Here is a 26,105-nt window from a genome sequence, read left to right on the forward strand (position 1 = left end):
TCAGTCCCACAGCACATGGAGATAGTGCGGCCCGCGCAACTGCGCACCGACGATCTGCGGACCCGGCTTGGCCGGATCGAGGCGGATGTTGGGCATCAGGTCGAGGATCGCATTCAAGGCGCAGCTGATCTCGGTTTTGGCCACGAACTGGCCGATACACATGTGCGGGCCGAAGCCGAAGCCAAAGGAAGGTTTCGGCTTGCGGTCAATGTCGAAGGTGTCGGCGTTCTCGAAGGCATCTTCATCACGGTTGGCGGAAGTCACGATGCACTGCACCATCGCTCCTTTAGGGATGGGCACCCCGCGGATCTCCAGGTCCTTGGCAGCCTGACGCACCTTGAAGGTGGCCACCGGTTCAAAGCGCACGGCTTCGTCGATAGCCTTGTTCACCAGGCTGCGATCGTTGCGCACCCTCTCCAATACATCCGGATTCTGCAGCAGCAGCGACATCAAGGTGCCGAAAGTGCGGGTTGTGGTTTCGCTGGCCGCCGGCAGCAACGAACGAACGAACGTAGCGATCTCATGATCGTCCAGGGACCGGCCCTGGTATTCGGCATTGATCAGCCGGCTGATCAGGTCATCACCTGTCGCACCCTCGGAGCGACGCTCAGCCACTACCACTTTCACCGCATCGTACAAAGCCTGTGCAGCCTGCATGGCAGCGCCACGGGCAGCCGCAGCTTTTTCTGGATCGACTTGTGGGCCGGCCAGAATTGCCAGCGCCCAGGCCGCGTATTGCTCGATCTGCTCGGGACGGTCCTCGGGAAAGCCGATCAACGAGTAGATCACCCGAATCGGGAAATACAGGGCGAAGTCCATCAGGTCGGCGCCTTTGGCCGGCACCATCGGCTTGAGGTATTCCTCGCGAATCACCCGGTCGATCTTGGTCTCTTTCCAGCGATTCACCGTGTCCGGCATGAACACCGGCTGCAGCAGGTTACGGATGTTCTTGTGGGCATCGCCGTCCATTGCGGTGAGGATCAAGCCATCGAAGAAAGCCCCCAGCCCCTCGGCGATAAAGCCGCTGGTAAAGGTGCCGGCGTCACGCATAACGGCCATGACATCGTCGTATTTGAACAAGGTGAAGGTCGGTCGACTGGCATCCAGCCCGGCGATCGTCGGTACACCCAGGCGGGCCATGAAGTTTTCTTGCAGCACGGGGGAATTGGCGCGCATATCGCGGTAAGTCGCGTGCAAATCGATATCGCTGTTACCGCGATAATTGCTGGCGACGTCGCTAAAAGCTTTCGTCAGGTCGTTCTGCGCCGATGTGGACATGATCGTCTCCGCTATTTTTGTCATTGTTTTTGTCGGTCTGGCTGCTCAGAGCCGTGTCTTCAAGCTGATAATAGGCCTGAGCAGAACGGTATTGGACACTTATTAATAATTCGATCAACTATTTGTACTGCGAGACGTGTCAGTAGGCCTGTTGCACCAGGGTCATACGGCCACCCGCCAGCATCAGCGCGCAATACAACCCGAGCTCCGCCACCTGGGCGGCAGAAAAGAAATCCGCGAGTCGCGAAAAATGACCGTCGTCGATCGCCAGGTAATCGCTGGCGAACAACTCGGCATAGCGCAGCGCGACACGCTCGGCCGGGGTGAAGTGGTCGCTGTCCGTGGCCATGCAGGCAATATCCTGCTCAGTCACGCTGTCTGACTTGCGCGCCAATTGGCAGGCCTGGCAGGTGGTGATGCTGGCAATCTTCAGCCGCACCAGCTCGCGCAAACGTTCATCAAGCAGACTGTTGCTATGCAGGCTCTCCATCAGACCCAACCAGGCCAGCGCCACGTCGGGCCGATGCGCCCAGACCTGCACCGGCGTGGTGGAACTGAGCATGCGGCTGCGCCGGCCACGCTCCACCGCGTCTTGCAACGCGGCCGGCATGGCCTCAAGGGGGATCAGCGGCAGGCGCGCCATCTCAATCGAGCCGCTCGATGATGGTTGCCGTGCCCATGCCACCGGCGCAGCAAATGGCTTGCAGACCAAAACGCCCACCGCGGCGCTCGAGCTCGTTCAACAGCGTCGTCATCAATCGAGCACCGCTGGCGCCCAAGGGGTGACCGAGGGCAATGGCACCGCCGTTGACGTTCAACTTGTCATGCGCTACGCCCGTTTCGTGCATCCAGGCCAGCGGCACGGAGGCGAACGCTTCGTTGACTTCGAACAGGTCGATGTCATTGAGGCTCAGCCCAGCCTTGTCCAATACCTTTTGGGTAGAGGCAATGGGGCCGGTTAGCATCAAGGTCGGGTCGGAGCCGACAGTGGTGAACGCCACCACCCGAGCGCGCGCCCTCAAGCCCAGTTTTTTTGCGGTGTCGGCACTCATCAACAGCAATGCCGCTGCGCCGTCGGAAATCTGCGACGAGTTACCTGCAGTGATGCGCCCGGTGTCCGGGCGAAAGCTGGTTTTAAGCGTCGACAGTTTTTCCCGTGACGTATCCCGGCGAATGGTTTCATCCCGGCGCAACACCGCCACGGGCTCCGTCAGCCCCGGCTCACGCAGCTCTTGCACCGCCACTGGCACTGTTTCATTATCGAAATAGCCGGCATCGGACGCCGCGGCGGCGCGCTGATGGCTGGCGAACGCGAAATCATCCAGTTGATCGCGACTCAACGCCCACTTGTCGGCAATACGCTCGGCCGCCTCACCCTGACTGGTCAGTTCATAACGTTGCGCGGCCATCCATCCAAACGCCTCGCCGTGGAGGTCGCGGTTGCTGCCCATGGGCACGCGGCTCATGTTTTCCGCGCCACCCGCGACCACGATATCGGCGGCTCCCGCGGCAATCGCGCCGACAGCCAAATGCACCGCCACTTCGCCCGAACCGCATTTACGGTCAATGGTCAGCCCCGGCACGACTACCGGCCAGCCCGCACCGAGCAAGGCGGTGCGGGCGATGTTGGCAGACTGCTCGCCAATCTGCGTGACGTTGCCGAAGATCACGTCATCAACCAATGCGGGTGGGATATCGACCCGCTCCAGTAAGCGGCTGATCACCAGCGAGCCGAGGTGATCGGCACGCACGCCAGCCAGACTGCCGCGGAACTTGCCAACAGGTGTACGCACCGCATCCACAATGACGATGTCTTTCATAGCGCACTCGCCTTGAGCCCGGAACCCGGCACCTGTTTACCCTCTTCATAGCGATAAACCCCGTGCCCTGACTTGCGCCCGAGCCGACCGGCAGCGACCATTTTGATGATCAGCGGGCAAGGCCGGAATTTTTCACCGAGGGTCTGGTGCAGATAACGCAGCACCGACAACCGCGTGTCCCAGCCGGTCAGGTCACCCAGCTCCAGCGGGCCCATTGGATGGTTGAAACCCAGGCGCAAAGCGGTGTCGATGTCCTCGGCGCTCGCGGTGCCTTCCTGAAGCATCCACATTGCCTCATTGCCCAACAGTGCCGACATGCGACTGGTGGTTAACCCTGGCGACTCGTTGACGACGATCGAAGTCTTGCCGATCTTCTCGCACAGGTTGCGCGTACGGACGACCACCTCATCGCTGGTGGCCAAACCGCGTACCAGTTCCACCAGCTTCATTTTGTGCACGGGGTTGAAGAAGTGCATGCCGATCACACGATCCGCACATTCCACCGACGCGGCAATCTCGGTCACACTGAGCGCCGAAGTATTGGTGGCGATAATGGCATTCGCCGCCAGCAGCGGGGCCGCCTGGCCGATCACCGCCTTCTTTACCGCCAGTTGCTCGGAGACCGTTTCCACCAGCCAGTTGGCACCATTGGCCGCTTCACTCAAATCACTGCAGGTTTGCAGATTGGCCAAGGATTGCTGTGCTTTTTCTTCGCTGACTTTGCCCAGGCGCACACCATCGGTAAGGATCTTTTCGATGCTTGCCCTGGCGTTCGTCAACGACACGACATTGGTATCGACCAACAACGTATTGAAACCGGAGCTGGCGAACGCATGCGCAATACCTGTGCCCATCAGCCCCGCACCGACGACGACTACTTTTTCTTGATTGGCGTTCATGTTTGGCTCTCGATTAGGCGCGGTTCTTTTTACTGACCACATTGCGCAACGTGCCAATGCCTTCGACGCTGGCTTCGACCACATCACCCTCCTTGAGGAACAGACCGGTCCCCATTCCCACTCCTGCCGGCGAACCGGTGAACAGCACGTCGCCCGCGGCAAAGCTCGAACGCTGTTGCACGAAGTGGATCAGTTGCCCTACGTCCCAAGTCATTTCGCCGGTCGAGCCGTCCTGGCGCACTTCGCCGTTCACTTTCAAGGTCAGGCGCAGCTGCGGCGAACCTTCCGGGAACTCGTCCTTGGTGACGATCCAGGGGCCGAGGCCGGTGGTCCGGTCCTGGCTTTTGGCCGCGAACAAGTCCATGCCGATTCCGGCCGGGCCACTGCGTTGCAGGTCGCGCGCACTGACGTCATTGCCGACGGTGTAACCGAGCACGCAGGCCAACGGGTTTTCCAGGTCGATCTCGGCAGTGCCAATGACCGCCACCAGTTCCACTTCGTGATCGAGTTCTTCGGTCAACGGCGGAAACCGGATTGGGTCATTGGCGCCGATCAGGGCGCCGTATGCCTTGAGAAAAGCCACCGGCTGGGCCGGCGCTTTCAAGCCGAATTCCACCAGGTGCTTGGCGTAATTGGCCCCCGCCACGACCACTCGGCTCACCGGTTCAATCGGCGGCAGCAGGCGCACTTTGGACAGTGGCAGCGATGGTCCGGCGAAACGCACCGAGCTGATACCGCGTCCGGCTGCCACTGCGGGCGCCCAGTCGTTGAAATCACCAAAAATGGGCGTCACTTGGTCCTGAGCTTCATCGACCACAGCCCAGAAAATGCCCGTAGCAAAATACTCACAACGCGCCAGTTTCATCAGCCACCTACCTTGCCCAACTTGGCCGGATCGATGTGCAGCAAACGGCAGGCGTTTTCATAGCGAATCTTGCGCAGGTCGGCATCGGACAACTTGAGGCCATGAGTCAGGTCGTGGCGTACGGCGTCGCTGCCACCGAAGTTGCTGCCGTAAAGCACGTGATCGGCGCCGATAATGTCGACCAGGGCCTGGCGCATTGGCACTTCATGCAGCTCGACGTCGAAGTAGAAGTTCTTCATGTACTCGAGCAGCGGCTTCTTGTTGTATTTGACGTCGAGGTTTTCGTTGGTCTTGGCCAGACGACCCAGTTGGTACGGCACATAGCCGCCACCGTGGGTGATGTACACCTTCAGGTCAGGGAAACGGTCGAGCACACCACCGCAGATCAGGTTCCAGAAGCAACGGCTTTCGTCGTACTGCATGCCCACGATCGCCGTGGTTTCGTAACGATCGTCGTTGGCGTTCTTGCCCCAGGTCACCGACTGGTTGTAGCCGTGAATGAACATCGGCAGATCGAGGTCGCAAAGGGTTTTCCACACCACGTCGAGTTCCGGCGAATCGAATTCCAGACCGCCGAAGTTGGCGCCACCGGCCACCAGGCCCTTTGCGCCCAGCTCGGTGCAGGCATGACGTAGTTCAGCCGCCGCCGCTTCTGGCGCATTCAAAGGAGCGTGAGCCCAGAACATCAGACGATCCGGAGCCGCGGAGCAGTACTCGGCCAGCGTGTTGTTGACGGTGCGGGCGAACGGAACGGCGAACTCGGCTTCAGTCCAGTACATGTAGCAGTGGGAGGGAACGGACACCACCTGCAGGTTCTGCCCTGCTGCATCCATACCGGCCAGGCGCACTGTTGGGTCAGCCCAGCGAGCAAAATACTCCTCAAGCTTGGGGCCGTTGCCGGAGCGCACGGCGGCCTTACGCTCTGGCGACCCGAGGCCCAGAATCCAGTCACCTACGCGCAGCTTGATATCGCCGTCGGCGTGTTGCTCGAAAAACGGCCCCCAGTGAGGGTGCTGGTTGTAATAGCCCGGATGGGGGGCATGGGCGTGGAGATCGATCAGCATGTCCAGGTACCTCGAAGTTGACACTTTTTTGTTGGTTTTTTTTGCGCGGTGCCTTCACGTGGCCAGAATCTGGGTTGCCGCGAAAAGGAGAAGCCGTAGGGCTCACTGCTAGGACCAAAGCTTAAATTTAAATTGAGCATAAATCAAAATACTGTTCAATTTATTTTAAATCGAGGTGAAGAGGCCCACAGCAGAGCCTTCGCCGCTGTTCGAAAAATGTTGATCAAGCGCTGGAAAGGAGATTTTTAGCTAAGAAATTGCACACGAAAGCCGAGAGAAATCCGGCACTCGGAAACGCAAAGCCCCCAATAAACGGGGGCTCTGGCTCTTGCGAAGGGGGTAACGCTCGGGGATTAACGGCGGGTGCGGGAGGTGGGCCCCATGATCAATGCGCCCAGCAGTTTTTTTACGCGCACCGGGAACAGGCGACGCCCGGCCGCTTCAGGCACCAAGATTTCACTCAACACGTAACGAATGATCATTTCGCAGATCAGTTCACGGTCGAGACGTACACCTAGGCGCTCCTCCCAATCGTCGAAGACAATGCCCAGGCCGTCCTGAAATCGCACAATCGAATCGTGGAAAATCCGCCGAAAGAAACCCAGCGCATAGTCAGGGGCGACCACCAGCAAACGCCGCGCCCTACTCTGTTCAAGGTAGTTATCGAGGTAGGCGAACAATGCATTGAGGCGCGCTTCCGGATCGGTGATATGCCCCAGTTCCTGAGACAGCGAGCTGTGGAAACTTTCGCGCTTATGCCGGGAAAACGTGTCCAGCAGGTCTTCTTGTGACGCGAAATAGCGATAAAAGGTGCCACGCGAAACACCGGCTACCTGGCATACGTCGAGGATCGATATACGGTCTGCGCCGGACATCAGCACCACTTCTTCCGTAGCCTTGAGGATATTGGCGATGGTTTCTTCCGAACGCCGGTTCGGCTTGACCTTGGTCCCTGCCGCGGCATTGGCGGCGGTACGTCGCTCCAGCGGTTTTACCGGGGCCATCCCCGCTTCAGACGGTACTTTTTTTGGGGTTTTAGAGGCCGGCGTAGGCACTTCTGCTTTCTGGGATACGGCTTTGGGCATGGATTGAAGGGCTCATAAGGAATAACGATGAGGCGACATTAGCACAGGATCTGTGCATAAATAACACTATATGTTCAACTTATAGCTAAAGACATTTGATCGGTTTGTATTTAGAATCCAATTCTCTCTTCAAAATAAAATCAGGCAACCTTCCAGCGGCGGGCGCCTAAAAGGAGAAAATTGATGGGCAGTAGCGGAAATCCAGAAACCTGGGCAGTAGGGGAACGAGACACTGTCATCGAAGCGCTAGATCGTGCGGTAACAAGGCATCCAGACAAAATATTGCTGGATTTCAGCGGTGAGTTATACACATATGCTCAGGTTGACTCACTCTCGACCAAGATGGCCAACGCACTTGCTACCCTGGGGGTAAAAGCCGGCGATACCGTGCTGACGATGCTCGATAACAACATCGATGCGGTCACCACCTGGCTGGCCATCAACAAGCTCTGCGCCGTCAGTGTGCCGATCAACACCGCGCTCAAGGGCGAGTTCCTGCGCCATCAGATCGCCGATACCGGCACCTCGGTGGTGATTTGCGAAGCGGCCTATCTGCCACGAATCACGCCGCTCGCTGAACAGCTCTACGACGTTCACCACATCCTTTACCGTGGCGCGGTCGAGGCGACACCTGACTGCCGCATTCGCATCGCGCCGCTGGATGAGTGGCGTGGACACGACACAACGCCACGCGCTCAAAAACCGCAGCCTTCGGACCTTGCTTGTCTCATTTACACCTCCGGCACCACAGGCCCTTCCAAGGGTTGCATGATCAGCTACAACTTCATGTGCAACCTGGCGCGCCTGCAACTGCGCGCCGGTCCGGCCAATTCCGACGATGTGACGATCACACCGCTGCCGCTGTTCCACATGAACGCGCTGTGTGTGTCGATCATCGCCAGCATTCTGGTAGGCGCGCGCGCGGCCATTCTCCCGCGTTTCTCGGTCTCGAATTTCTGGCAGGAAGTCGAGCGTTCGGGCGCGACCATCGCCTCGATCCTCGGCGGCATGGGGGGGCTGCTCGCCCAGGCGCCGGATAACGAGGCGATGCTGCGCTGCGTCGGGCAGATCCATACCGCTCGCGGCAACCCCTATACCGAAGAAACCAAAAAAATCTGGCGCGAACGTTTCGGTACGAAGTTGGTAGGGGGCAATGGCTATGGCTTGACCGAAGCCTGCGTGATCACTTCGCTGGCGGCCGGTGAGTACGCGGCACCTGGCTCTTCCGGGAAACGCATTGCGGACTTTGACGTACGCATTGTCGATGACCTCGATCAGGAAGTTCCGCCCAACAGCGCCGGCGAAATCGTCGTACGCCCGTTACGCCCGGACATCATGTTCCAGGGCTACTGGCGCCGCCCGGAAGACACTCAGAAGCTGATGCGCAACATGTGGTTTCATACCGGCGACATCGGCAAGTTCGATGACGATGGCTTCTTCTACTTCGTCGATCGCAAGAAGGACTACCTGCGCCGCCGGGGCGAAAATATCTCCAGTTTTGAGATGGAAGCCGCGTTTGCAGTGCACCCGGCATTGGCCGAGGTGGCGGTGCATGCCGTGCCGTCGGACAAAGGCGAGGATGATGTAAAAGTGACCGCGGTGTTGCATGAAGGCGTAACGCTGGAACCGGAGGCGTTGTTCCATTGGGCTACCGATTCGGTGCCTTACTACGCCCTGCCGCGCTACATCGAATTTCGCAGTAGCCTGCCAAAAAATCCGCAGGGTCGGGTGTTGAAGTATCTGCTGCGTGATGAAGGGAAAACCCCTACCACCTGGGATCTGGAAACCACATCGATCGTGGTATCCAAGAAGTAGTTGTTTCAATGACCTCGGCCATCTAGCGCTGAAAGCCCGCGTAATGCGGGCTTTCCCGTTTCAGGCTTTGGTGAATGTTTTCAGGAGCGGCGGCGTGGCCGCCATCGCATCGCCAGCAAGCTGGCTTCTACAGGTTCGAGGTGCTCACGAAATCCCTCGATACTCTGTAGGCGTTGGCTTGCCAGGGATGCTCCGCCAGCAAGCGTACACCTGCGTTCAACCGACGAAATCAATATTCGCGAACAGAGATGCCTTTGGGACGGGAGTTGTACCCAGGCAAATGCAGGCCGCCGTCAACATGGATGGTTTCGCCGGTGATGAAGCGTGACATTTCGGACGCGAGAAAGACCACCACCGGGCCTATGTCGGCCTCCGGCTCGCCACACCGGCCCAACGGGCGCATGGACGCGGACATTTCGGCAAAGCCGGGGTTCTCGGCGGCGAGTTTGTGGAACGTTGCGCCCATCGCCGTGGGCGCAATGGCATTGGTACGGATGTTGAACCGCCCCCATTCGGAAGCCGCACTGCGGGTCAGCCCGACAATCGCGGACTTCGCCGTGTTGTAGTCGCCATGCAGCCAGGCACCGATCTCGATATCGATCGAGTAGAAGTTGATGATCTTGCCGCCGCCCCGCGCTTTCATATGCGGCAGCGCGGCTTTCATCGCCCACCAGGCAGCCCATACGGTAGAGCCGAGGGTTTGCTCCAGCATGGCGTCGGTTTTTTCCTCCAGAAGCACGTTGGGGGTTGGAGCAAAGGCGTTGTTGACCAAAATGTCCAAGCCACCAAACTGATCGACCGCCAACTGCACGGCCGCTTCGATGTCGGTCTTGCTGCACACGTCGGTCTTGATGAATACCGCGTTGGCGCCCAGCGCTTTCAGCTCGGCAACGACGGCCTCACCACTGGCGACATCTAGTTCGGCGACCACCACGGCTGCTCCTTCTTTGGCGAAGTTCAACGCAATACCACGGCCGATGCCGCCACCTGCCCCGGTAATCAACGCAACCTGTTCGTTTAGCAGTGCCATAGCCACTCCGCTTATTGTTTTTTAGTGAACATTATTTATTATAGTGTTCAAATATATATGATTTCGTGAGTCTGAACAGCACTGGGACAAGGATATTAAGAATGACTGTGTTTCGTCGTCGCGTAGACATCGTGGCTCATCACGCCAATGGCTCTGATGAAGTGCGCGGCGCTCTGGAAGACGATTTTCACCACTTCCGGGTATGGGTCCGCCACCACGCGGGTGAAGTCATCGCGGTTGGTGGCGAAGCGCTGCGCTTCCCCTATTCCTTGTGCCCACAGGCCTGTGATCGATTACAGCAGCTGCTGGGCATGAAGCTGGACCGGATCGCCCATTCCGTCACCCGGCAGACCGACGCCAGTCATCAGTGCACGCACCTGCTCGACCTAGCGGGTCTCGCCATTGCCGCGGCAGCACGTGGCACGCGCCAACGCCGCTATGAAGTCAACATAGGTCAGCGCATCAACAACCGCACGCGGGCCATTCTGATTCGTGATGGCAATCAAGACCTGACCTGGGAGGTCAACGGCACCCTGATCGAAGGTCCATCGCCCTATTCCGGCATTAACCTTCGCGAAGGCATGGCACGCTGGGCGCTGAATGCGCTCAGCGAAGAAGCCGCCGAAGCCGCTCTGCTACTGCGCCGCTGTACGCTGATTTCGCTGGGACGGGCCTACAATCTTGACGAGCAAATTCACGCCGTGAGCAGCGCGCTTTGCTACAGCCAACAACCGGAACGCGCCGAAGAGGCACTGCGAATGAAGGGCTCTACCTTGGACTTCAGCCACGAACCGTTCAAGTTATGCGCTCAGGACCAGCAGTGGCTCAGGCACGAGCTATAGCCACACCGCTCGTGCATCAGGAGCGGCGTGGCCACACCTCTTGAAACGCGGCGGTCCGTCGCGAAGACCCGACCGCCGAACCCGACTAGAGGAAAACCGCCAGGTTGGGCGTTCCGAGCACCGCCTGATCGAGAATGACCTCACGCCGTGCCAGCTTGAACCCGGCCTCGCCGAGCCGCAGCACATCACGGCGTTCGCCACTGATGATGTCAACGTGGTGGTCTTTGAATCGGCTGCGAGTCAGCAGCAAATAGCTGGTCACTACAAACTCGTCGCTCTTGTCGGTTTCTTCGACAAACACGTTGGTCACCAGGCGCCTGGTACGCGAGGGCGGATCTTCGGCCCAGGCGCTTTTGCCGGACAGGCGCAAAATACGGCCCATGATCGAGCGGTAATCATCGTGGTAATGCTGCACGCTGCGCACGATGGTGGTTTTCAGCTCCGCTGCCAGGCGAGTCTGGCGCAGCGGCACGGCGTACACCAGGTCGGTGTCCAGGCGTTCAGCCCACTCCTGCAGACGAATTTGATCAAGCAGCGTGGCTTCCTCATACAGGAAAGTCACCACATCGTTATAGATTGTCGAGCCCACCGGCACCCGCTTGGTACCGACTGGGGAACCCGGCTGGATGTCCTCCACGCCGCGTTGTTGAACCTGAGCCATGAGTCACTCCTCAACTATTATTCTTGTAGTGCTGTTGCCAGCGATAGCGGCCCGCGAGGCCGCTATCGAATCAGGGTCAAAGGACGCTTACTGTTCTTCGTCCGACGCCGTCATCAGCTCGTGCCAGTACAACCACCAGTGCCACTGGGTATCGTCTTTGGTAAAGCCTTCATTGACGATGCCCGGGCCAGGCCAGCCCTCGGGGGCGCCGGTTTCAAAGACCGCTTGGTATTTCATCGTGCTCTTGCGCCCCATCGCGCCCTTGGCGGCCAGGGTCATGTGCGGCCAGGTGTCGGAGTCGTCCTGTTCGACCATGCCCGACGTGCCGAACAGTTGGATAGTCTGTTTGAGCATTTTGTCGCGCAGTTCCGGGGAGGCGTCTTTCTCGGCAAATACCCAGTTGACGAACTCAAGCTTGTCCGGCCCCAGTGGCACGTAGGCGTGCAACGTCATAGAGCCGACCACGGTGCCATCAGGCTGCGGAATGTAGACAAAACCGAAGAGAATGTTCGGGAACATACCACCCACTTGCGGCGGCATGCTGGTCAGGACCTGCAATTGATCGTCGCTCAGGTTGCGTGCCAGTTGCTCGACCATATCGGCGGTCATGCCGGCAGGTGGCAATGCCTGGAGCTTTTGCTCCACAGACAACTCCGCCGGGTCGAGGCCGGTCAGGCGCTTGATCTTGCGCGCCAGATCGATGCAGCGCAGCGCGTGGCCGTGGGGCGAGCTGATTTCAACACCGATCATTTCCGGGCTGAGGTCGGCGGTTTCGCCCTCGCCTTTCTTGGCGTAGTTGCCGACTTCGCCCAGCCAGCGGTGCAAGGTCAGGGTGTGGAAGCCGTCTGCGGCGGATTGCTCGCCAGCGGTTTTCCAGTTGGCGTTGACAATAAAGCGCTGCGGCGGACCGAGCACTTCCATGCCTTTGTCGGAGCGGCAGAACAGCATGTCGTAATACCACTTGGCATCGCCGAGGAACTCGTCGAACGACGGTCCATCAATGTTCCAGGTGGCAAAAATCAGGCCGCCATACAGCGTGACTCGGGCTTTTTTCAACCCGAGTTCTTCTTTGGGCAGCATTTTGCCGTGCATGCACTCGCGCTCGACCGGCGAGCCAATGAAATCGCCATTCGGCCGGAAGGCCCAGCCGTGATAGATGCATTTGTGAATTTGCGTGTTACCGCAATCAGCGGTGCTGATGCGCATCCCACGGTGCGGGCACACGTTGAGGGTCACGAACACCTCGCCCTGCTTGCCCCGCGCAACGATGACCGAGTCGGATCCCAGGTCACGGACCATGAAGTCTCCGGAGTTGGGGATCTCCGACTCGTGCCCGAGGAGTACCCAGATCTTTCCGAAGATTTTTTCCATCTCCAGTTCGTAGATTTCGCGGTCAGACAACACGCGCATCTGTACTTCACGGCTAGAGGGGTAAATGAGGTCAGAGACCTTGGTTCCATCAGACAATACGGGGCTTGTTCTTGTTAGCATGATTGCCTCCTGATCAGAGCGTCACGACAGTGGTCGCAACGAAATATAAGACACTTTCTCTATTTGTGTATATAGAATTCACTTCCCACATGTAAGTGAATTCTTCCGCCCTTCACGTAAACGTCAGACCTGGTCTGGCGCCTTGCCCACTTGAGTCCGCAGCACGCCGATGCCGTCGATCTCCAGTTCAACCACGTCGCCAGGCTTCAGGTAACGCAGTTGCTCAAGGCCACAACCGTTGCCGACCGTACCGGAACCAAGAAACTCACCGGGGTACAGGGTTTCCGAGCGGGACACGTGGGCGATCACATCTTCGAAGCTCCAACGCATATCGCGGGTATTGCCGCGGCCCCACTCTTCGCCATTGACCCGGGCAACCATATTCAGGTCGTAGGGATCACCCAGTTCATCAGCGGTCACCAGGCACGGGCCCATGATGTTGGCGGTATCGAAATCCTTGCTCTTGGCTGGGCCGAGCATGCCGGGCATCTCCAGCGCCTGGGCGTCGCGGGCACTCATGTCGTTGAAGATGGTGTAACCGACAATATGCCCACGCGCATTTTCACGGCTGATGTCCTTGCCGCGCTTGCCGATGTAGCAGCCGAACTCCAGCTCGAAATCCATCGCCCTGCTGAAGCTCGGCCACTGGAATTCATCGTCGATACCAATCACCGCGAAACGGTTGCCTTTGTAGTAGATAGGCTGCTTGTTGAAGGTTTCGATAACCCGGTCGTCAGCCCGCGTGTTCATGGCTTTGAGCGTGGCTTCCGGGTCTTCGGTCCGCATCGCACGGGCACGACGGGCCGCCGCGAACGCCTGGCGCAGATGCAATTCGAAGCAGGAACAGTCACGCATCTGCGGCGGGGGTTGCATCGGTGCGCGCAGCTTCACGCTGGCACGCTCCAGTACCGCGGCCGCGGGCGCCCTGGCCACCAGCGACCGGGCCAGTTCCAGTGCCGGCTCTCCCGCCTCCACCAGCGCAAGAATGCTGCCCAGGGCGACGCTTTCACGGCTTTCCAGCAAGCGGTAGGCACGTTGCAGATCGAGCACCTGCTGATCCTGGTTAAGCAGTGCGCCCGCGCGATCAACCCCCTCGGCGTCGGTATAGGTCACCAGTCTCATACGCGGGCACTCACTGGCAGCAACGCCCCGGTGACCGCTGCAGCTTCATCGGACAACAGAAACGCCACCACCGCCGCCAGTGCTTGCGGTGTCACCCAGCGGCTACTGTCGGCATCCGGCATATCGGCACGATTGGCGGGGGTGTCGATGATGCTTGGCAGCACGGCGTTAACGGTCACGCTACGGTCTTTCAGCTCCTCGGCCAGGGCTTCGGTCAGCCGCGCGACGCCCGCCTTGGAAGCGGCGTAAGCGCCCATGCCCGTCGCCGCCTTGACCGAGGCCAGCGCGCCGATATTGACGATGCGCCCCGCGCTGGAGGCCAGCAGGTACGTCAGCGCCGATTGGGAACTGACCACCGCAGTACGCACGTTCATCTGATAGAGCCGATCCCAGGTTTCCAGGCGACCGCCCTCGACCGTCTCCCAGGCGAAACCGCCCGCCACGTTGACCAGGCCGTCAATACCGCCCCATTGGGCTGCGATCTGTTCGAACGCCCTACTGGCCGACTCGGTCGAGGTCAGGTCCACACCGCCCAGGCACAGCAGATTCTCCGTATCCAGCAAGGCGACAGGCGCCTCGCTACGATCCAGCAAGGCAACCCGGACGCCACGCGCCAAAAGGTATTTGCCAAGTGTGCTGCCGAGGGCACCAAACCCGCCGGTGACGACTACCCTCTTGTCCAATAATGACTGGGACATCGTGAAATCCTCTTGTTGTTGTTTTGCAGCGCGAACAGTCAATTCGTGCCTTCGCCGGTACGAATATATGACACTTTTAGAAAATATGTACAAATGATACTGTATGACTTCAAGTCAAATACTCACCTGCGGACCGCTGATGCCTAGAAAACTGCCTGCACTCAACGCCGACAACCGCGCCTTCTGGCAAGGCGGTCAACAGGGCGAACTGCTCATTCATCGCTGTGCGGCCTGCAGCCGCTATTTCCACCCGCCTGCCCCGCTTTGCCCGCATTGCGCAAGCTTCGAGGTGGCGCCGCAAGCGGTGTCCGGCAAAGGCAATGTGCTCAGTTACACCATCAACTACCAGGCATGGGCGCCCGACCTGGAAGTGCCCTATGTGGTGGCGATCATCGAGCTAGTGGAACAGGCCGGCCTGCAGTTCGTGAGCAACGTGGTGGGCATGCCGGTCACTGACGTACACATCGATATGCCGGTTCGGGTCAGCTTCCTCAATGTCGAGGATGTCTGGTTGCCTCTGTTCGAGAAGGATCAATGATGTTCGATCATCGTTATGAAAAAGACGTGGCCATCACCGGCATCGGCCAATCGGAAGTTGGACGGCCGTCGAACAAGTCGGCCATGCGCCTGACCCTGGATGCCTGCCTGGAAGCCATCGCCGACGCAGGCCTGCAACGCAGCGACATCGACGGCGTGGCTTGCTGGCCGGGCGATAACAACAATGGCGACCCGTTTTCACCGGTCGGGCCCAGCGCGCTGAAGAGTGCCCTTGGGCTCAACGTCAATTGGTTCGGTGGCGGTTACGAAGGCCCCGGCCCGCTCACCGGGTTGATCAACGGTGCGATGGCGATTGCGGCGGGCCTGTGCAAACACGTGCTGGTGTTTCGCACCATCACCGAAGCGTCGGCACGTATGGTCAACAAGCAGGCCGGCGCGCTGACCAATAAAACCCAGGGGCGCGACAGCAGCTACGCCTGGCAGTGGTTCACCCCGTTCAACGTGCAATCAGGCATTAACCTGATGGCCTTGTATGCCCAGCGCCATTTTCATGAATACGGCACCCGACCGGAGCAGCTGGCGCAAATAGCCCTGACCTGCCGCCAGAACGCCATACGCAACCCCAAGGCGCTGTATCGCACACCGATGAGCATGGACGATTACATGGCGTCGCGGATGATTTCCTCACCGCTGCGCATGTTCGACTGCGACGTGCATTGTGATGCCTGCACCGCGATCATCCTGTCGCGCCGTGATATTGCCCAAGACCAGCCGAACCAACCGATCCGTATCGAGGCCATGGGCGCGGCGCTGAACCAGCCGTGGTCGTGGGACCAGATCTCCTTGACGAAAATGGCCGCTTTCGACGTTGGCGAAATGATGTGGGCACGCACTGACTACACGCCGCAGGATGTCGAGTCCGCGCAGTTGTATGACGGTTTTTCGATATTGACCATGATCTGGCTGGAAGCCCTGGGCCTGTGCCCTATCGGTGGAAGTGGTGCCTTTGTCGAGGGCGGCACGCGCATCGCACTGGACGGCAGCTTGCCCATCAACACCAACGGCGGGCAACTGTCCGGCGGGCGAACCCATGGCCTCGGTTATGTCCATGAAGCCTGCCTGCAACTATGGGGGCGCGCCGAAGGTCGGCAGACCCGCGAGCACCGGGTCAGTACGGTGGCAGCCGGTGGCGGCCCGCTGGGGGGCAGCCTACTGCTGGTGCGCGAGTAACGGCGTGCCTCAGTAAAGTACGCCGGCCACTTCGTTACAGAACTCGATCAGCGCCTTGCCCAGCTCGGCAAGGCCTTCTTCATCGCGCTGACCGCGGAACATCACGGCCGAGACGGTGAAATCGATGCTGTTGGTGGGCGAGTAGACCGGTGCCGCAATGGCCAGAATTCCCCCCGAGAAATGCCCGTCGTCCATGGCCCAGCCACGCTTGGCGGCTTGTCTGACCTCTTCACGATAGACCTCCAGCGAGAGTGGCTGGGCCCAGCGAATGGTCGCGAAACTGCTCTGTATTTCCGGGTCGTCGAGGTCGATCTGGGTGGCGAACAACCGACCGCTGGCGCCCATCAGAATGGGCAGGCGCTGACCTTCGGCCATGTCGATCCGCACGTCGGTCGGGCTGGCAGCCGAGCTGACGATGACAATGCGGTCAGGGCTCATTTTGCGCCACAGGGTGATGGTCACTCGCTGCCGCGCCGCTAGGTTCTGCAACAGCGGTTTGGCCATCTGTACGCGGTGACCCTGGGTCACCAACTGTTCAACCAGACGCGCCAGGCCCAGGCCCACGGAGTAACGCTTGGACATGGCGCTGAAGTCGACCACTTCCTCTTGCACCAGCGTGCGCAGGATGTTGAAGCAGGTGCTGGGGTTGATTTTCAATTGCCGGGCGATGTCCACCGAACGCTCCGGTGTGCCAACCTGACTGAGGTAACGCAGGATCCGTATGGCGTTGGAAACAGGCTTGACGATGGTTGCGCCGGCCGCTTTGGTGCTGTCGTTGACGTCAGTGATATCCATACCCGATCCAGTAACCTTAAAGTGCGGCCATTCTAGCCTGAGAATGATTGGCGACATAAAAGTTTTATCTGGGAATTAATCGAACCTTCACTCGGGTTGTTTGACCAATGGCTGGTAGATCAGGCGACGGGTTTGCAGGTCTTCGCGGCGAAAACGCTCGATAAGACGCTCCTGAGCATGGTCTGCCTGGGTCACGCGCATCTGCTGACGTAAATAATCGAGCCAGGACTCGACGATAAAACGCTCGCTGTAGAGCTGCGGGTCCGCCATATCGCGGTACAGGCGCCAATTCTGCGCACCATTGCGCCGGCGTGCCTTGCCTACTGCGTACACGGCGGTCAGAAATTCATCCCGTTCCGGCGCCGCTACCTGATAGACGATTTCCACCGACACCGGTCCATCGGAGTGAGACACCGAACTGGTCAGTTGCAGTTTGTCGGTCAGCTGGACTTCAGCGAAATCGCCCTCTTGACCCAGTTCCACACGGCCATTGCGTGTCAGCGCGATGCCGGCCAGCAACAAAAACGCCGACAGTAAGAGGCTTTGACTCAACCCCAGATACTGCGCCAGTGCCCCCCAAATCGCACCCCCAACCGCCATCGAGCCCATCAGGATCAAGACATAGACCGAAGCGACCCGTGCCCGCACCCAGTTCGCCGCATAGGTTTGCACCACCGTGGAGATGGTCGCGTTGACCGCCATCCAGCCAAAACCGGCGAGCAGCATCATGGCGCAGACCGCATAGCGATTGTGCGACAGCGCGGCGGTAAACGTCGCCAGCGCAAAAGCGACGGCGCCTCTGATCAGCAGATAACGCAAGCTCAGTAGGCGATACAGACGCGGCAAATTGAGCGCTGCGAGCACCGCGCCGGCGCCAAGAAATGCCATGAGCAAGCCGTAGCCTCCGGCGTCCATGCCCAGTTCCTGCTTGGCCACCAGTGGCATCAATGCCCACAAGGCGCTGGCGCTGCTGGTGAAAATCAGCACTTGCTTCATCGCACTGAACAGCACCGCCGAATGGCGGATGTAGCGCAGGCCACTGCGCATGCCGCCCGTCAGCGTCTCCGGTGGCAGACCCACCGCTGGCGGGTTGGGCTTGATACGGAAGAGGAAGAGCAACACCGCGAACATGCACAGCGCGATGACCAGAAACACCGAGGGGGTGTTCCAGTAGGCAATCAAGGCACCGGCCAGCGCCGGGCCCAACGCACGGGTGGCGTTGACCGCAATCCCGTTCAACGACACCGCCGCCGGCACCTGGTCACGGGACAGCACACCGACCATGGTCACCATCCAAGCCGACATCCCCAGCGCGCTGCCGGTGCCCAGCACAAAGGTAAACGTCAGCAGTCCCCACATGTCCAGGTGCGCGCTGTACGCCAACAGGCAAAGGACCAGAGCGGCGAACAGCATCATGCACTGCGTCACGATCAGCCAGCTGCGGCGGTCTACCCGATCGGCAATCGCCCCACCCGGAAAGGCGAACAGGAAGACCGGCAAGGTCACGGCGGTTTGCACCAGCGAGACCATCGCGGCAGAGGTCGTCAGTGTGGTCATGATCCAGGCTGCCGCAACCGTCTGCATCCAGATCGCCATATTGACCAACGCGCCGGCGAGCCATAGGCCGCGGAACGCTTTGTTGCGAAACGGCGCCCACGCCGAACCCTCGCTCATCATCACTCCTCAGCGTTAATTCAGCGGTTATTTGAGCAGCGGCTGGCCGAGTCGCCCCAGCGCACGCGCAGGGCTGAGCCGGCGTGGGGGAGCAATGGTGTTGCGCAGCCGGCCGATGCCTTCGATTTCTGCTTCGACCCGATCGCCCGGTCGCAAAAAGCGGCCACTTTCCAGCCCCACGCCGTGGGTTGAGCCGGTGAACACCAGGTCACCCGGGCGCAGGCTGATGCGTGCATCCAGGTAATTGAGCAACTCGTCCAGACTGAAAATCATCTGCCGGGTGTTGTCCTGCTGGCGCAATTCATAGTTGACGCTCAGGCGCATATTCAGGGCCGGCTGCCCGGTGATGCCGAGTTCGTGCGCCGTCACAATGCATGGGCCCACGGGGGTCGTGCGGTCCATGGCTTTCTGAGTCAACAGGTCCAGGCGCCCAATCTGCTTGCCGGCATCCCGTGCGCTGATGTCATTGCCCACGGTGTAGCCCAGTAGGCAGGCGCTGGCGTATGGTTCATCCAGCAAGGGCCGGCCTACCACGGCGACCAGTTCAACCTCGTAGTCGAGCTGGGTGGTCAGTGGCGAATACTCGATGTCGTCATCGGCCCCGACCAACGCGGATTCAGGTTTCATATAGGCCAACGGGTGCGCCGGCGCCTCGCTACCCAAACGCTTGAGGTGACTGAGGTAATTGAGGCCCACCCCAAACACCCGGGCACCCGGTTCCAGTGGCGCGAGCAAGCGCGCTGCCGACAACGGCAACCATTCGCCCGCAAGGTCCAGGGCATCCGGCGCCAGCTTCGCACCTGAGCCGGCCCACGTCGCGAACGGCGCATTGATCCGTCGCAGGCGTTCGGTCTGCGCATCCAGCAACGCCCAGAACGCTCGCCCGGCCACCTCGACCCGCGCCAGGCGCATGTCAGCGCTTGGCCAGGTAGATCGGCAGGTACTCGGCGTCGAGCACTTCTTCCGGCGTCTTGACGCTCGCACCGAGAATCGGGCCGACCATCTCGTGGCCCCACAGGCTGAGTTTTTCTGGATTCAGCTCGTAGGGGTCGCCTTGCCATGGCTCGATTTCAGCAATGGTCTCGAAGGCAAACCCGGACGGATTGAAATGGTAGAACGACAGGTGCGGGTCCTGGGCGTGCTGGCCAAGGGTCATCATCATCGGCAATTCACGCTGGCGCACGATGTCGTAGGTTTCGCCCACGTCGCGCACATTGCGCACGAACAGCCCGACGTGCTGCACGCCCATGCGTCCCGGACCGTGTCCATAGGCAATGTCGTGGCTGGTGTGGTGGTTTAACTTGGAGCGGAAGAAACCGGTGCGTCCTTTGCCTGCACCGGCGCCATACCAGCTGAAGCCCATGACGTTGAGCAGGAAGTCTTCCAGCTCAAGCGTGTAGTCCGGGGTGATCAGTACCACGTGGCCCGCTCCCCGTTCGTCCGCGAGGAAACCGCTGTGCGGACGCCCCGGCTGGAACGAGCGTGGCAGCCATTTTTGTCCGTAAAAAAGCTCGTGTTGATAACCCACAGGGTCGCGGAAGCGTACCAGTTCGCGCACACCACGCTTTTCACACAGCTCGGCGTCGCCACGGGTGTACTCGACGTTGGCCGCCGCCAGCTTCCTGATACCGTCCTCGAACGCCATGCGCCCCACCGCTTCCCAGCCGATGTAGACAATCCGGTCAACCTTGCCCGGGTGGAATGCGAAGCGATGGCGGCGATCGTCGATCTTGAAGTACAGCGAATCCGGGTCGCTCTCAGGGTTCTTTACGATGCCAAACCCCATCACCTGCGGACCATATTCACGCCATGCTTCGAGATGGGGGGTTTCGAAGCCCATGTAACCGATACCGATGATGTCCACGTTATTCACCTTGTTATTGTTCGAGATGAAACGGTGCCATAGCACCTGACTTGCCGGCCGCCCAGGCGCCGCTGTGCTAGATCGCCAGTAACCCGCCGTCGATGACGAAGTCTGAACCGGTGATAAAGGTGGCCTCGTCCGAGGCGACAAATACCGCCATCGCCACCACTTCCTCCGGTTCGCCGGGCCGGTCCATCAAAACGCCGTCGAGCAGCATGGCGCGCATTTTCGGGTCTTCCAGAAATGGTCGGGTGCCCGGCGTCGCCACAAATCCAGGGCTCAGGCTGACCGCACGAATGCCGAACGGCGCGCCTTCCACCGCCAACTGGCGAGTGAAGGAAACCACTGCGCCTTTGGCCGCCGAATGCGCGGAAATACCGGCGACTTTCGAACCGCCCCAGGCCGCGGTGGATGAGACGTTGATGATCACCCCGCGCTGCTCGGCCAAATGATTCCAGGCGTACTTGGTGGTATAGAACAACAGGTCGATTTCGTTGCGCATGGTGTACTGCCAATCTTCGATCGACATCTCGCTGACCAGCCCGAAGCGCGCGGCGGACGCATTATTGTAGAGAATGTCGATGCGCCCCAGCTCGGTGACGGCGGCTTCGATCCAGGCCTTGGCCTGTTCATGGTCACCGAGGTCCACAGGGGCTGAGCCGTACAGGGTAAACCCCTCGGCTCGCATCAGGGCGGACGTCTCTTCATGGCCTTCGGCATTGAAATCACAGCCGACCACAATCGCCCCTTCGCGGGCAAAACGCAGTGCTGCCGCCCTGCCCTGGCCACCGCCGGTGCCGGTAATCAGCGCGACCTTGTCTTGTAAACGTCCCATTGGCACATCCTCACCTCAGTGATTATCACGTTGCGGCTGATGCTCGCGCTGTCAAACGGCTTCGTCTTCCGGGGTAAGGGGCTCGAGCCAGATGGCCTCGGCCGGACAGGCGGTCGCCCCTTCACGGGCCTCCTCTTCCAGTTCCGGCGGGATGCGGGCGTCGTCGATGTACACCAGGCCATCGGCATCGAGCTTGTACACGCTGGGGCAGATCGCGGCACACAAGCCGTAGCCACAGCAGCGACTACGGTCTGCCACCGCTTTGAATTGCGCTTTTTCTGAACTCATTTTTTTCTCCTTATCAGGTTCAGCTTCGGCAAATTATGAACAGTTATTTATTTTATGTGCAATTAATTTTTAGCGCGGATATGCTGGGAGTCAGTACCGAACGTCGCGTCAGGTAAAGAACCCTCGTGGGAGCGCGCCTGCTCGCTAAGAGATCAGCACGTACAACCTCAACGTCGCCAGCCAGGCCGCTTTCGCGGACAGGTCGGCTCCCACGATGTTGGTCAGCGTCTGTTTCAGATTGATTCAAAGGTGCGCTGGACGCAGGAAATTCGTTTGTCTATGAGTCAGATAGCGGCGCTGGACAAAGCGAAAATGCTAATTTTATTCTGAATAAAAGATCGGATTCTGTTCAAAGAATCTGTCGGCGGTGGTCTCCCTCCACCTGTAGCAGTGCTTGGCTCAACAAAACCTATAAGGAAGCCAACCCCATGCAACCGTCTAAAAATAAAGCGGCAATCGATCTGAGTGAATTCCGGCAGAGCTGGAAAATCCTCATCCTGTCTGTGGCCGGTGTCGCCATCAGCATCAACGCCGCCCTGCTCTATGGCTTCGGCACTTTGGTCATACCGCTCAGCGATGCCTTTGGCTGGAGCAAAAGCGAACTGCAGGCCTGCATCACCTTCCTGTTTGGTGGCGCCGTGGTGTCACTGCAGCTGGTGGGCTGGTTCAACCTGCGCTACGGCATGAAACGTGTCACGGTGATTTCCCTGCTGTTGCTGTCGCTCGGCTATCTGGCGACCACCCAGTTGACCCATTCGATCTGGTCGATGTACCTCGCCTTTGCGTTGTTGCCCATCGTTGGCATGGGCGCGCTGGCGGTGACCTGGACGCAACTGATCAGCCTCTGGTTCGATCGCAATCGTGGCTTGGCGCTAGCCATCGGCCTGTCCGGAACCGGCGTCACCGCCGCCACTATCCCGCGGCTGATGGCGTGGGGCATCGAAACCTGGGACTGGCGCGCGGCCTTCGTGATTCTTGCGCTGCTCAATCTTCTGGTGCTGCTGCCGCTGATTTTGTTGTGGTTCAAGCTGCCCGTCGCGGCAGGTGCGCGTGACGACGGCAGTGCCCTGGAGCAATTGCCCGGCATGGGCTTTCGAGAGGGCATGGGCTCGCTGAAGTTCTGGACCTGCAACCTGGCGCTCAGCCTGGTGATTTCGTCGATTGTCGGCATGGTCACGAGCACCGTACCGATGCTGCAAGCACGGGGCCTGTCCGCGGCAGAGGCTGCCACCATTTTCAGTGGTTTCGGTATCTCGCTGATCTTCGGGCGCATGTTGATCGGTTACCTGCTCGATCGCCTGTGGCCACCGGCCGTTTCCGCACTGAGCCTGGTATTGCCGGCCGTCGGCTGTTTCATCTACCTGAGCCCTACCACCGAATTTGCGCCGCTGATGCTGGCGGCGGTGTTGGTCGGTTTTGGCGCCGGGGCTGAATTCGATATTGCTGCATTCCTGATCGCCCGCTACTTCGGCTTGCGTGAGTACGGTCGCCTGTTCGGTGTCCATCAAGGCTTGAATACCGTGGCTTCGGCGCTGGCGCCGCTGCTTTTCGCCTACATGCTGGCCCGCACCGGTTCGTACATTGCAATGCTGGTGTACAGCGCCGCCTCCTGCCTGATCGGCCCTCTGTTGTTACTGACCCTGGGGCGCGTGCCGCGATTCAATGCGCAAACCCTTCCCAGCCAATCCTGAGCCCCCCTGACAAGAAACGGAGCAGAACATGCCCACATTGACGTTTATTGAACACAACGGCACGGCCCATCAGGTCAAAGGCGATATCGGCCAATCGGTGATGCAGGCCGCGACCTTCGCCTCGGTGCCTGGTATTCCGGCCGATTGCGGCGGCGCGTGCAGCTGCGCGACCTGCCACGCCTATGTCGATGAAGCCTGGCTGAGCAAGGTGCAGGCGCCGGAGGGCATGGAAAACGACATGCTCGAGTACGCCTTCGAACGCCGTGACAACAGCCGCTTGAGCTGTCAGTTAATCATCAGCCCGGAAATGGACGGCATGGTCCTGCACCTGCCGTCGTCGCAATTCTGAATGCGCTTGAAGGAGTTCCCATGACCCTCGCCTCAGTCGTTATCGTCGGTGCTGGCCAGGCCGGTTTTCAGGTCGCTGCCTCCCTGCGTCAGGAAGGTTATGACGGCAGCATCACCCTGATCGGCGATGAACCAGGCCTGCCCTACCAGCGCCCTCCGTTGTCCAAGGCTTATCTGCTCGGCAAGATCCAGGAAACCAATCTGCTTTTCCGCCCTGCTGAGTTCTATGTCACCCAGCGCATTGAACTGCTGCATGACCAGGTGACGGCCATCGACCGCTTGAACCGTCGCGTGGTCCTGGCCTCGGGCGGTGACATCAGTTACGACCACCTCGTGCTAGCCACCGGTGCGCATAACCGACCGCTGCCGGTGCCCGGTGCCGACTTGCCACAAGTGTTCGGCATCAAGACCAAGGCGGATGCCGATGCATTGGCTCCATTGGCTAAAGAAGCGCGCAACGTCGTGGTGATCGGTGCCGGGTTCATTGGCCTGGAATTCGCGGCAGTGGCCGCGGCACTGGGCGCCAACGTACACGTCCTGGAACTGGGCGAGCGCCCCATGGCCCGGGCCGTGTCGCGGGAAATGTCCGAGTTGTTCCGTCAGGCCCATGAAGCCTGGGGCGTGCATTTTGATTTCCGCCAGGGTTTGAGCCGCATAGATGGCGACAATGGCAAGGTGTGCGCGGTGCAGACCGCTGATGGACGGGTGTTGCCCGCCGACCTGGTGGTGTTTGGTATCGGAGTGATCGCCAATGCGCAATTGGCGACCGAAGCCGGCCTGGACATCGAGAACGGCATCAAGGTCGACGCCAGCCTGCTTACCTGCGACCCAAGGATTTCCGCCCTGGGTGACGTCGCCAGTTTCCCCTGCCTGCAAAACGACGAACAACACACTCGTCTCGAGTCGGTGCAGAACGCCGTCGACCAGGCCCGAGCAGTGGCCGCGCGGTTGATGGGCAAACCGGCGCCTTACAGCGCTCTGCCCTGGTTCTGGACCGATCAAGGGGATTTGAAGTTGCAGATTGCCGGGCTCTCCCATGGCTATGACAGCACCGTCGTCCTCGGCTCTGTCACAGACAAACAAGCCTCGGTGCTGTGTTTCCGCAATGACCGGCTGGTGGCCGTGGAGTCGTGCAATCGCATGGGCGACCACATGGCCGCACGTAAGATTCTCTCCCGCGCGCCGAAGCTAACGGCCATTGAAGCTGCTGCTGACGGTTTTGACCTGAAAGCCTGGGAAGCGGCCAATCGCGACTGAGCGTCGGACGGGCCTGTAAGCCTGCAGCCGCGCCCGCCTCACGGCTGACGCGGCATTTTTTTGCACCATCACTGGAGCGATGCAATGAACAAAGTCTGGTTTATTACCGGCGCAGCCCGTGGCCTCGGCGCCGCGATTGCCAAAGCTGCGTTGGCCGACGGCGATCGCGTGGTAGTCAGCGGTCGGCAACTCGAACCGCTGGAAAAAGTCTTCGCCAACTACGCCGATCGGGTGTTGCCAGTGGTGCTGGATGTCACTCAAGAAGCCCAGGCGCTCGCCGCCGTAGAAACCGCCGTCGCACGCTTTGGCCAGATCGACGTGCTGGTCAATAACGCCGGTTACGGGCAACTGGCTCCCTTCGAAGACAATGTCAGCAGCGACGCCGACAAACAGTTCGCCACCAACGTCTTCGGTGTATTCAACGTCTGCCGCGCCGTATTGCCGGTGATGCGCCAGCAACGCAGCGGTCAGGTGTTCAACGTATCATCGATGGGCGGCGTGGTCGGGATGGGCGGTGCAGCGCTTTACTGCGCGTCGAAATTTGCCGTGGAAGGTTTTTCCGAATCCCTGGCCCTGGAAGTGGCGCAGTTCGGCATCAAGGTCACGCTGGTGGAGCCTGGGGTTTTCCGTACCGACTTTCTCGACCCCAGCTCTGCGGTCTTCGGTACACGCGGGCTGGAGGATTACGCTGCGTTCACCGCCAAGGTCAAAGGTGCCTCGGCCGCCTACAACCACCAGCAAACCGGCAACCCGGCGAAACTCGGCGAAGCGCTGGTGCACCTGGCCAACAGCGAACATCCGCCGTTGCGCTACCTGGCCGGCTCCGATGCCTACCAACAGGTCAGTGACAAGCTCAACAAAATGCTCGCCGAAATGGAGTTGTGGCGAGCGCTGTCCTATTCCACCGATGGCCTCTAACCGCCGATGCGCACAGAGCGTGCTGTGCGCATCGGGG

26 protein-coding genes are annotated in these 26,105 nt (G+C 59.9%); 8 read left to right on the forward strand and 18 right to left on the reverse strand.

Annotation, left to right across the window (positions count from 1 at the left end):
• The 7 genes from KCG88_RS05260 to KCG88_RS05290 all read right to left on the reverse strand — a co-directional run bounded on the left by KCG88_RS05260 (position 1) and on the right by KCG88_RS05290 (position 7,011).
• Positions 1-1,278, reverse strand: coding sequence for a cytochrome P450 (locus KCG88_RS05260; RefSeq protein WP_210711899.1), 1,278 nt, complete (start codon positions 1,276-1,278; stop codon positions 1-3).
• Between the two features lie 139 nt (positions 1,279-1,417).
• The gene (locus KCG88_RS05265) at positions 1,418-1,921 is read right to left on the reverse strand and encodes a carboxymuconolactone decarboxylase family protein (protein WP_199522607.1); all 504 of its coding nucleotides are present in this window, start codon (positions 1,919-1,921) and stop codon (positions 1,418-1,420) included.
• Position 1,922: 1 nt separating this feature from the next.
• Positions 1,923-3,098, reverse strand: a complete 1,176-nt coding sequence (locus KCG88_RS05270; protein WP_047336837.1) for a thiolase family protein — start codon at positions 3,096-3,098, stop codon at positions 1,923-1,925.
• Complete coding sequence (locus KCG88_RS05275; protein ID WP_047336836.1) at positions 3,095-3,997, reverse strand: 3-hydroxyacyl-CoA dehydrogenase; 903 nt, start codon at positions 3,995-3,997, stop codon at positions 3,095-3,097. The genes KCG88_RS05270 and KCG88_RS05275 overlap by 4 nt, the downstream gene beginning before the upstream one ends.
• 13 nt (positions 3,998-4,010) lie before the next feature.
• Positions 4,011-4,862, reverse strand: coding sequence for a fumarylacetoacetate hydrolase family protein (locus KCG88_RS05280; RefSeq protein ID WP_047336835.1), 852 nt, complete (start codon positions 4,860-4,862; stop codon positions 4,011-4,013).
• On the reverse strand, positions 4,862-5,926 hold the full coding sequence (locus tag KCG88_RS05285) for an amidohydrolase family protein (protein ID WP_210711900.1): 1,065 nt from the start codon (positions 5,924-5,926) through the stop codon (positions 4,862-4,864). Before KCG88_RS05285 ends, KCG88_RS05280 begins: the two co-directional genes overlap by 1 nt.
• A gap of 353 nt (positions 5,927-6,279) precedes the next feature.
• Complete coding sequence (locus tag KCG88_RS05290; protein WP_047336833.1) at positions 6,280-7,011, reverse strand: TetR/AcrR family transcriptional regulator; 732 nt, start codon at positions 7,009-7,011, stop codon at positions 6,280-6,282.
• 183 nt (positions 7,012-7,194) lie between these two features.
• Between KCG88_RS05290 and KCG88_RS05295 the strand changes: the two genes are divergently transcribed.
• Positions 7,195-8,826, forward strand: coding sequence for an ATP-dependent acyl-CoA ligase (locus tag KCG88_RS05295; protein WP_047336832.1), 1,632 nt, complete (start codon positions 7,195-7,197; stop codon positions 8,824-8,826).
• 229 nt (positions 8,827-9,055) lie between these two features.
• Here the strand turns inward: KCG88_RS05295 and KCG88_RS05300 are convergent, their stop codons facing one another.
• Positions 9,056-9,856 (reverse strand): SDR family oxidoreductase, encoded by an 801-nt coding sequence (locus KCG88_RS05300; protein ID WP_047336831.1) that lies wholly within the window; start codon positions 9,854-9,856, stop codon positions 9,056-9,058.
• A 101-nt stretch (positions 9,857-9,957) separates the two neighbouring features.
• On the opposite strand from KCG88_RS05300, the gene KCG88_RS05305 reads away from it, so the two are divergent.
• Positions 9,958-10,698, forward strand: coding sequence for a DUF2889 domain-containing protein (locus KCG88_RS05305; protein ID WP_210711901.1), 741 nt, complete (start codon positions 9,958-9,960; stop codon positions 10,696-10,698).
• Between the two features lie 85 nt (positions 10,699-10,783).
• On the opposite strand, the gene KCG88_RS05310 is transcribed toward KCG88_RS05305, so the two are convergent.
• The 4 genes from KCG88_RS05310 to KCG88_RS05325 form a co-directional block, all read right to left on the reverse strand.
• Positions 10,784-11,359, reverse strand: coding sequence for an aromatic-ring-hydroxylating dioxygenase subunit beta (locus KCG88_RS05310; RefSeq protein WP_210711902.1), 576 nt, complete (start codon positions 11,357-11,359; stop codon positions 10,784-10,786).
• A gap of 87 nt (positions 11,360-11,446) precedes the next feature.
• Positions 11,447-12,850, reverse strand: a complete 1,404-nt coding sequence (locus KCG88_RS05315) for a Rieske 2Fe-2S domain-containing protein (RefSeq protein ID WP_047336828.1) — start codon at positions 12,848-12,850, stop codon at positions 11,447-11,449.
• Positions 12,851-12,973: 123 nt separating this feature from the next.
• Positions 12,974-13,972, reverse strand: a complete 999-nt coding sequence (locus KCG88_RS05320; RefSeq protein WP_210711903.1) for a fumarylacetoacetate hydrolase family protein — start codon at positions 13,970-13,972, stop codon at positions 12,974-12,976.
• Positions 13,969-14,670 (reverse strand): SDR family NAD(P)-dependent oxidoreductase, encoded by a 702-nt coding sequence (locus tag KCG88_RS05325; RefSeq protein ID WP_210711904.1) that lies wholly within the window; start codon positions 14,668-14,670, stop codon positions 13,969-13,971. The genes KCG88_RS05320 and KCG88_RS05325 overlap by 4 nt, the downstream gene beginning before the upstream one ends.
• A gap of 139 nt (positions 14,671-14,809) precedes the next feature.
• On the opposite strand from KCG88_RS05325, the gene KCG88_RS05330 reads away from it, so the two are divergent.
• Both KCG88_RS05330 and KCG88_RS05335 read left to right on the forward strand, forming a co-directional pair.
• Positions 14,810-15,208 (forward strand): OB-fold domain-containing protein, encoded by a 399-nt coding sequence (locus tag KCG88_RS05330; RefSeq protein WP_047336825.1) that lies wholly within the window; start codon positions 14,810-14,812, stop codon positions 15,206-15,208.
• Entirely contained in the window at positions 15,208-16,398 is a 1,191-nt protein-coding gene (locus tag KCG88_RS05335) for a thiolase family protein (protein WP_047336824.1), read from the forward strand. Before KCG88_RS05330 ends, KCG88_RS05335 begins: the two co-directional genes overlap by 1 nt.
• 9 nt (positions 16,399-16,407) lie before the next feature.
• Here KCG88_RS05335 and KCG88_RS05340 read toward each other — a convergent pair whose 3' ends face one another.
• The 6 genes from KCG88_RS05340 to KCG88_RS05365 form a co-directional block, all read right to left on the reverse strand.
• A complete protein-coding gene (locus tag KCG88_RS05340) occupies positions 16,408-17,193 on the reverse strand; it encodes an IclR family transcriptional regulator (protein ID WP_047336823.1) in 786 nt (261 codons plus the stop codon).
• 87 nt (positions 17,194-17,280) lie between these two features.
• The gene (locus KCG88_RS05345; protein WP_047336822.1) at positions 17,281-18,867 is read right to left on the reverse strand and encodes an MFS transporter; all 1,587 of its coding nucleotides are present in this window, start codon (positions 18,865-18,867) and stop codon (positions 17,281-17,283) included.
• Between the two features lie 27 nt (positions 18,868-18,894).
• Positions 18,895-19,779 (reverse strand): fumarylacetoacetate hydrolase family protein, encoded by an 885-nt coding sequence (locus tag KCG88_RS05350; protein WP_047336821.1) that lies wholly within the window; start codon positions 19,777-19,779, stop codon positions 18,895-18,897.
• A gap of 1 nt (position 19,780) precedes the next feature.
• Positions 19,781-20,731: a VOC family protein gene (locus KCG88_RS05355; RefSeq protein WP_210711905.1), complete on the reverse strand. Its 951-nt coding sequence runs from the start codon at positions 20,729-20,731 to the stop codon at positions 19,781-19,783.
• A 76-nt stretch (positions 20,732-20,807) separates the two neighbouring features.
• Entirely contained in the window at positions 20,808-21,566 is a 759-nt protein-coding gene (locus tag KCG88_RS05360) for an SDR family NAD(P)-dependent oxidoreductase (protein WP_047336819.1), read from the reverse strand.
• Positions 21,567-21,617: 51 nt separating this feature from the next.
• Positions 21,618-21,854, reverse strand: a complete 237-nt coding sequence (locus tag KCG88_RS05365; RefSeq protein ID WP_047336818.1) for a ferredoxin — start codon at positions 21,852-21,854, stop codon at positions 21,618-21,620.
• A gap of 428 nt (positions 21,855-22,282) precedes the next feature.
• On the opposite strand from KCG88_RS05365, the gene KCG88_RS05370 reads away from it, so the two are divergent.
• The 4 genes from KCG88_RS05370 to KCG88_RS05385 all read left to right on the forward strand — a co-directional run bounded on the left by KCG88_RS05370 (position 22,283) and on the right by KCG88_RS05385 (position 26,068).
• Positions 22,283-23,545, forward strand: a complete 1,263-nt coding sequence (locus KCG88_RS05370) for an MFS transporter (protein WP_047336817.1) — start codon at positions 22,283-22,285, stop codon at positions 23,543-23,545.
• Between the two features lie 28 nt (positions 23,546-23,573).
• Positions 23,574-23,894, forward strand: a complete 321-nt coding sequence (locus KCG88_RS05375; RefSeq protein ID WP_047336816.1) for a 2Fe-2S iron-sulfur cluster-binding protein — start codon at positions 23,574-23,576, stop codon at positions 23,892-23,894.
• A 20-nt stretch (positions 23,895-23,914) separates the two neighbouring features.
• Positions 23,915-25,150 (forward strand): FAD-dependent oxidoreductase, encoded by a 1,236-nt coding sequence (locus KCG88_RS05380; protein ID WP_047336815.1) that lies wholly within the window; start codon positions 23,915-23,917, stop codon positions 25,148-25,150.
• An 84-nt stretch (positions 25,151-25,234) separates the two neighbouring features.
• Positions 25,235-26,068: an oxidoreductase gene (locus KCG88_RS05385; protein ID WP_047336814.1), complete on the forward strand. Its 834-nt coding sequence runs from the start codon at positions 25,235-25,237 to the stop codon at positions 26,066-26,068.
• Positions 26,069-26,105: the final 37 nt, after the last annotated feature.

The organism is Pseudomonas sp. MWU349, from assembly GCF_017947325.1.
Lineage (GTDB): Bacteria > Pseudomonadota > Gammaproteobacteria > Pseudomonadales > Pseudomonadaceae > Aquipseudomonas > Aquipseudomonas protegens.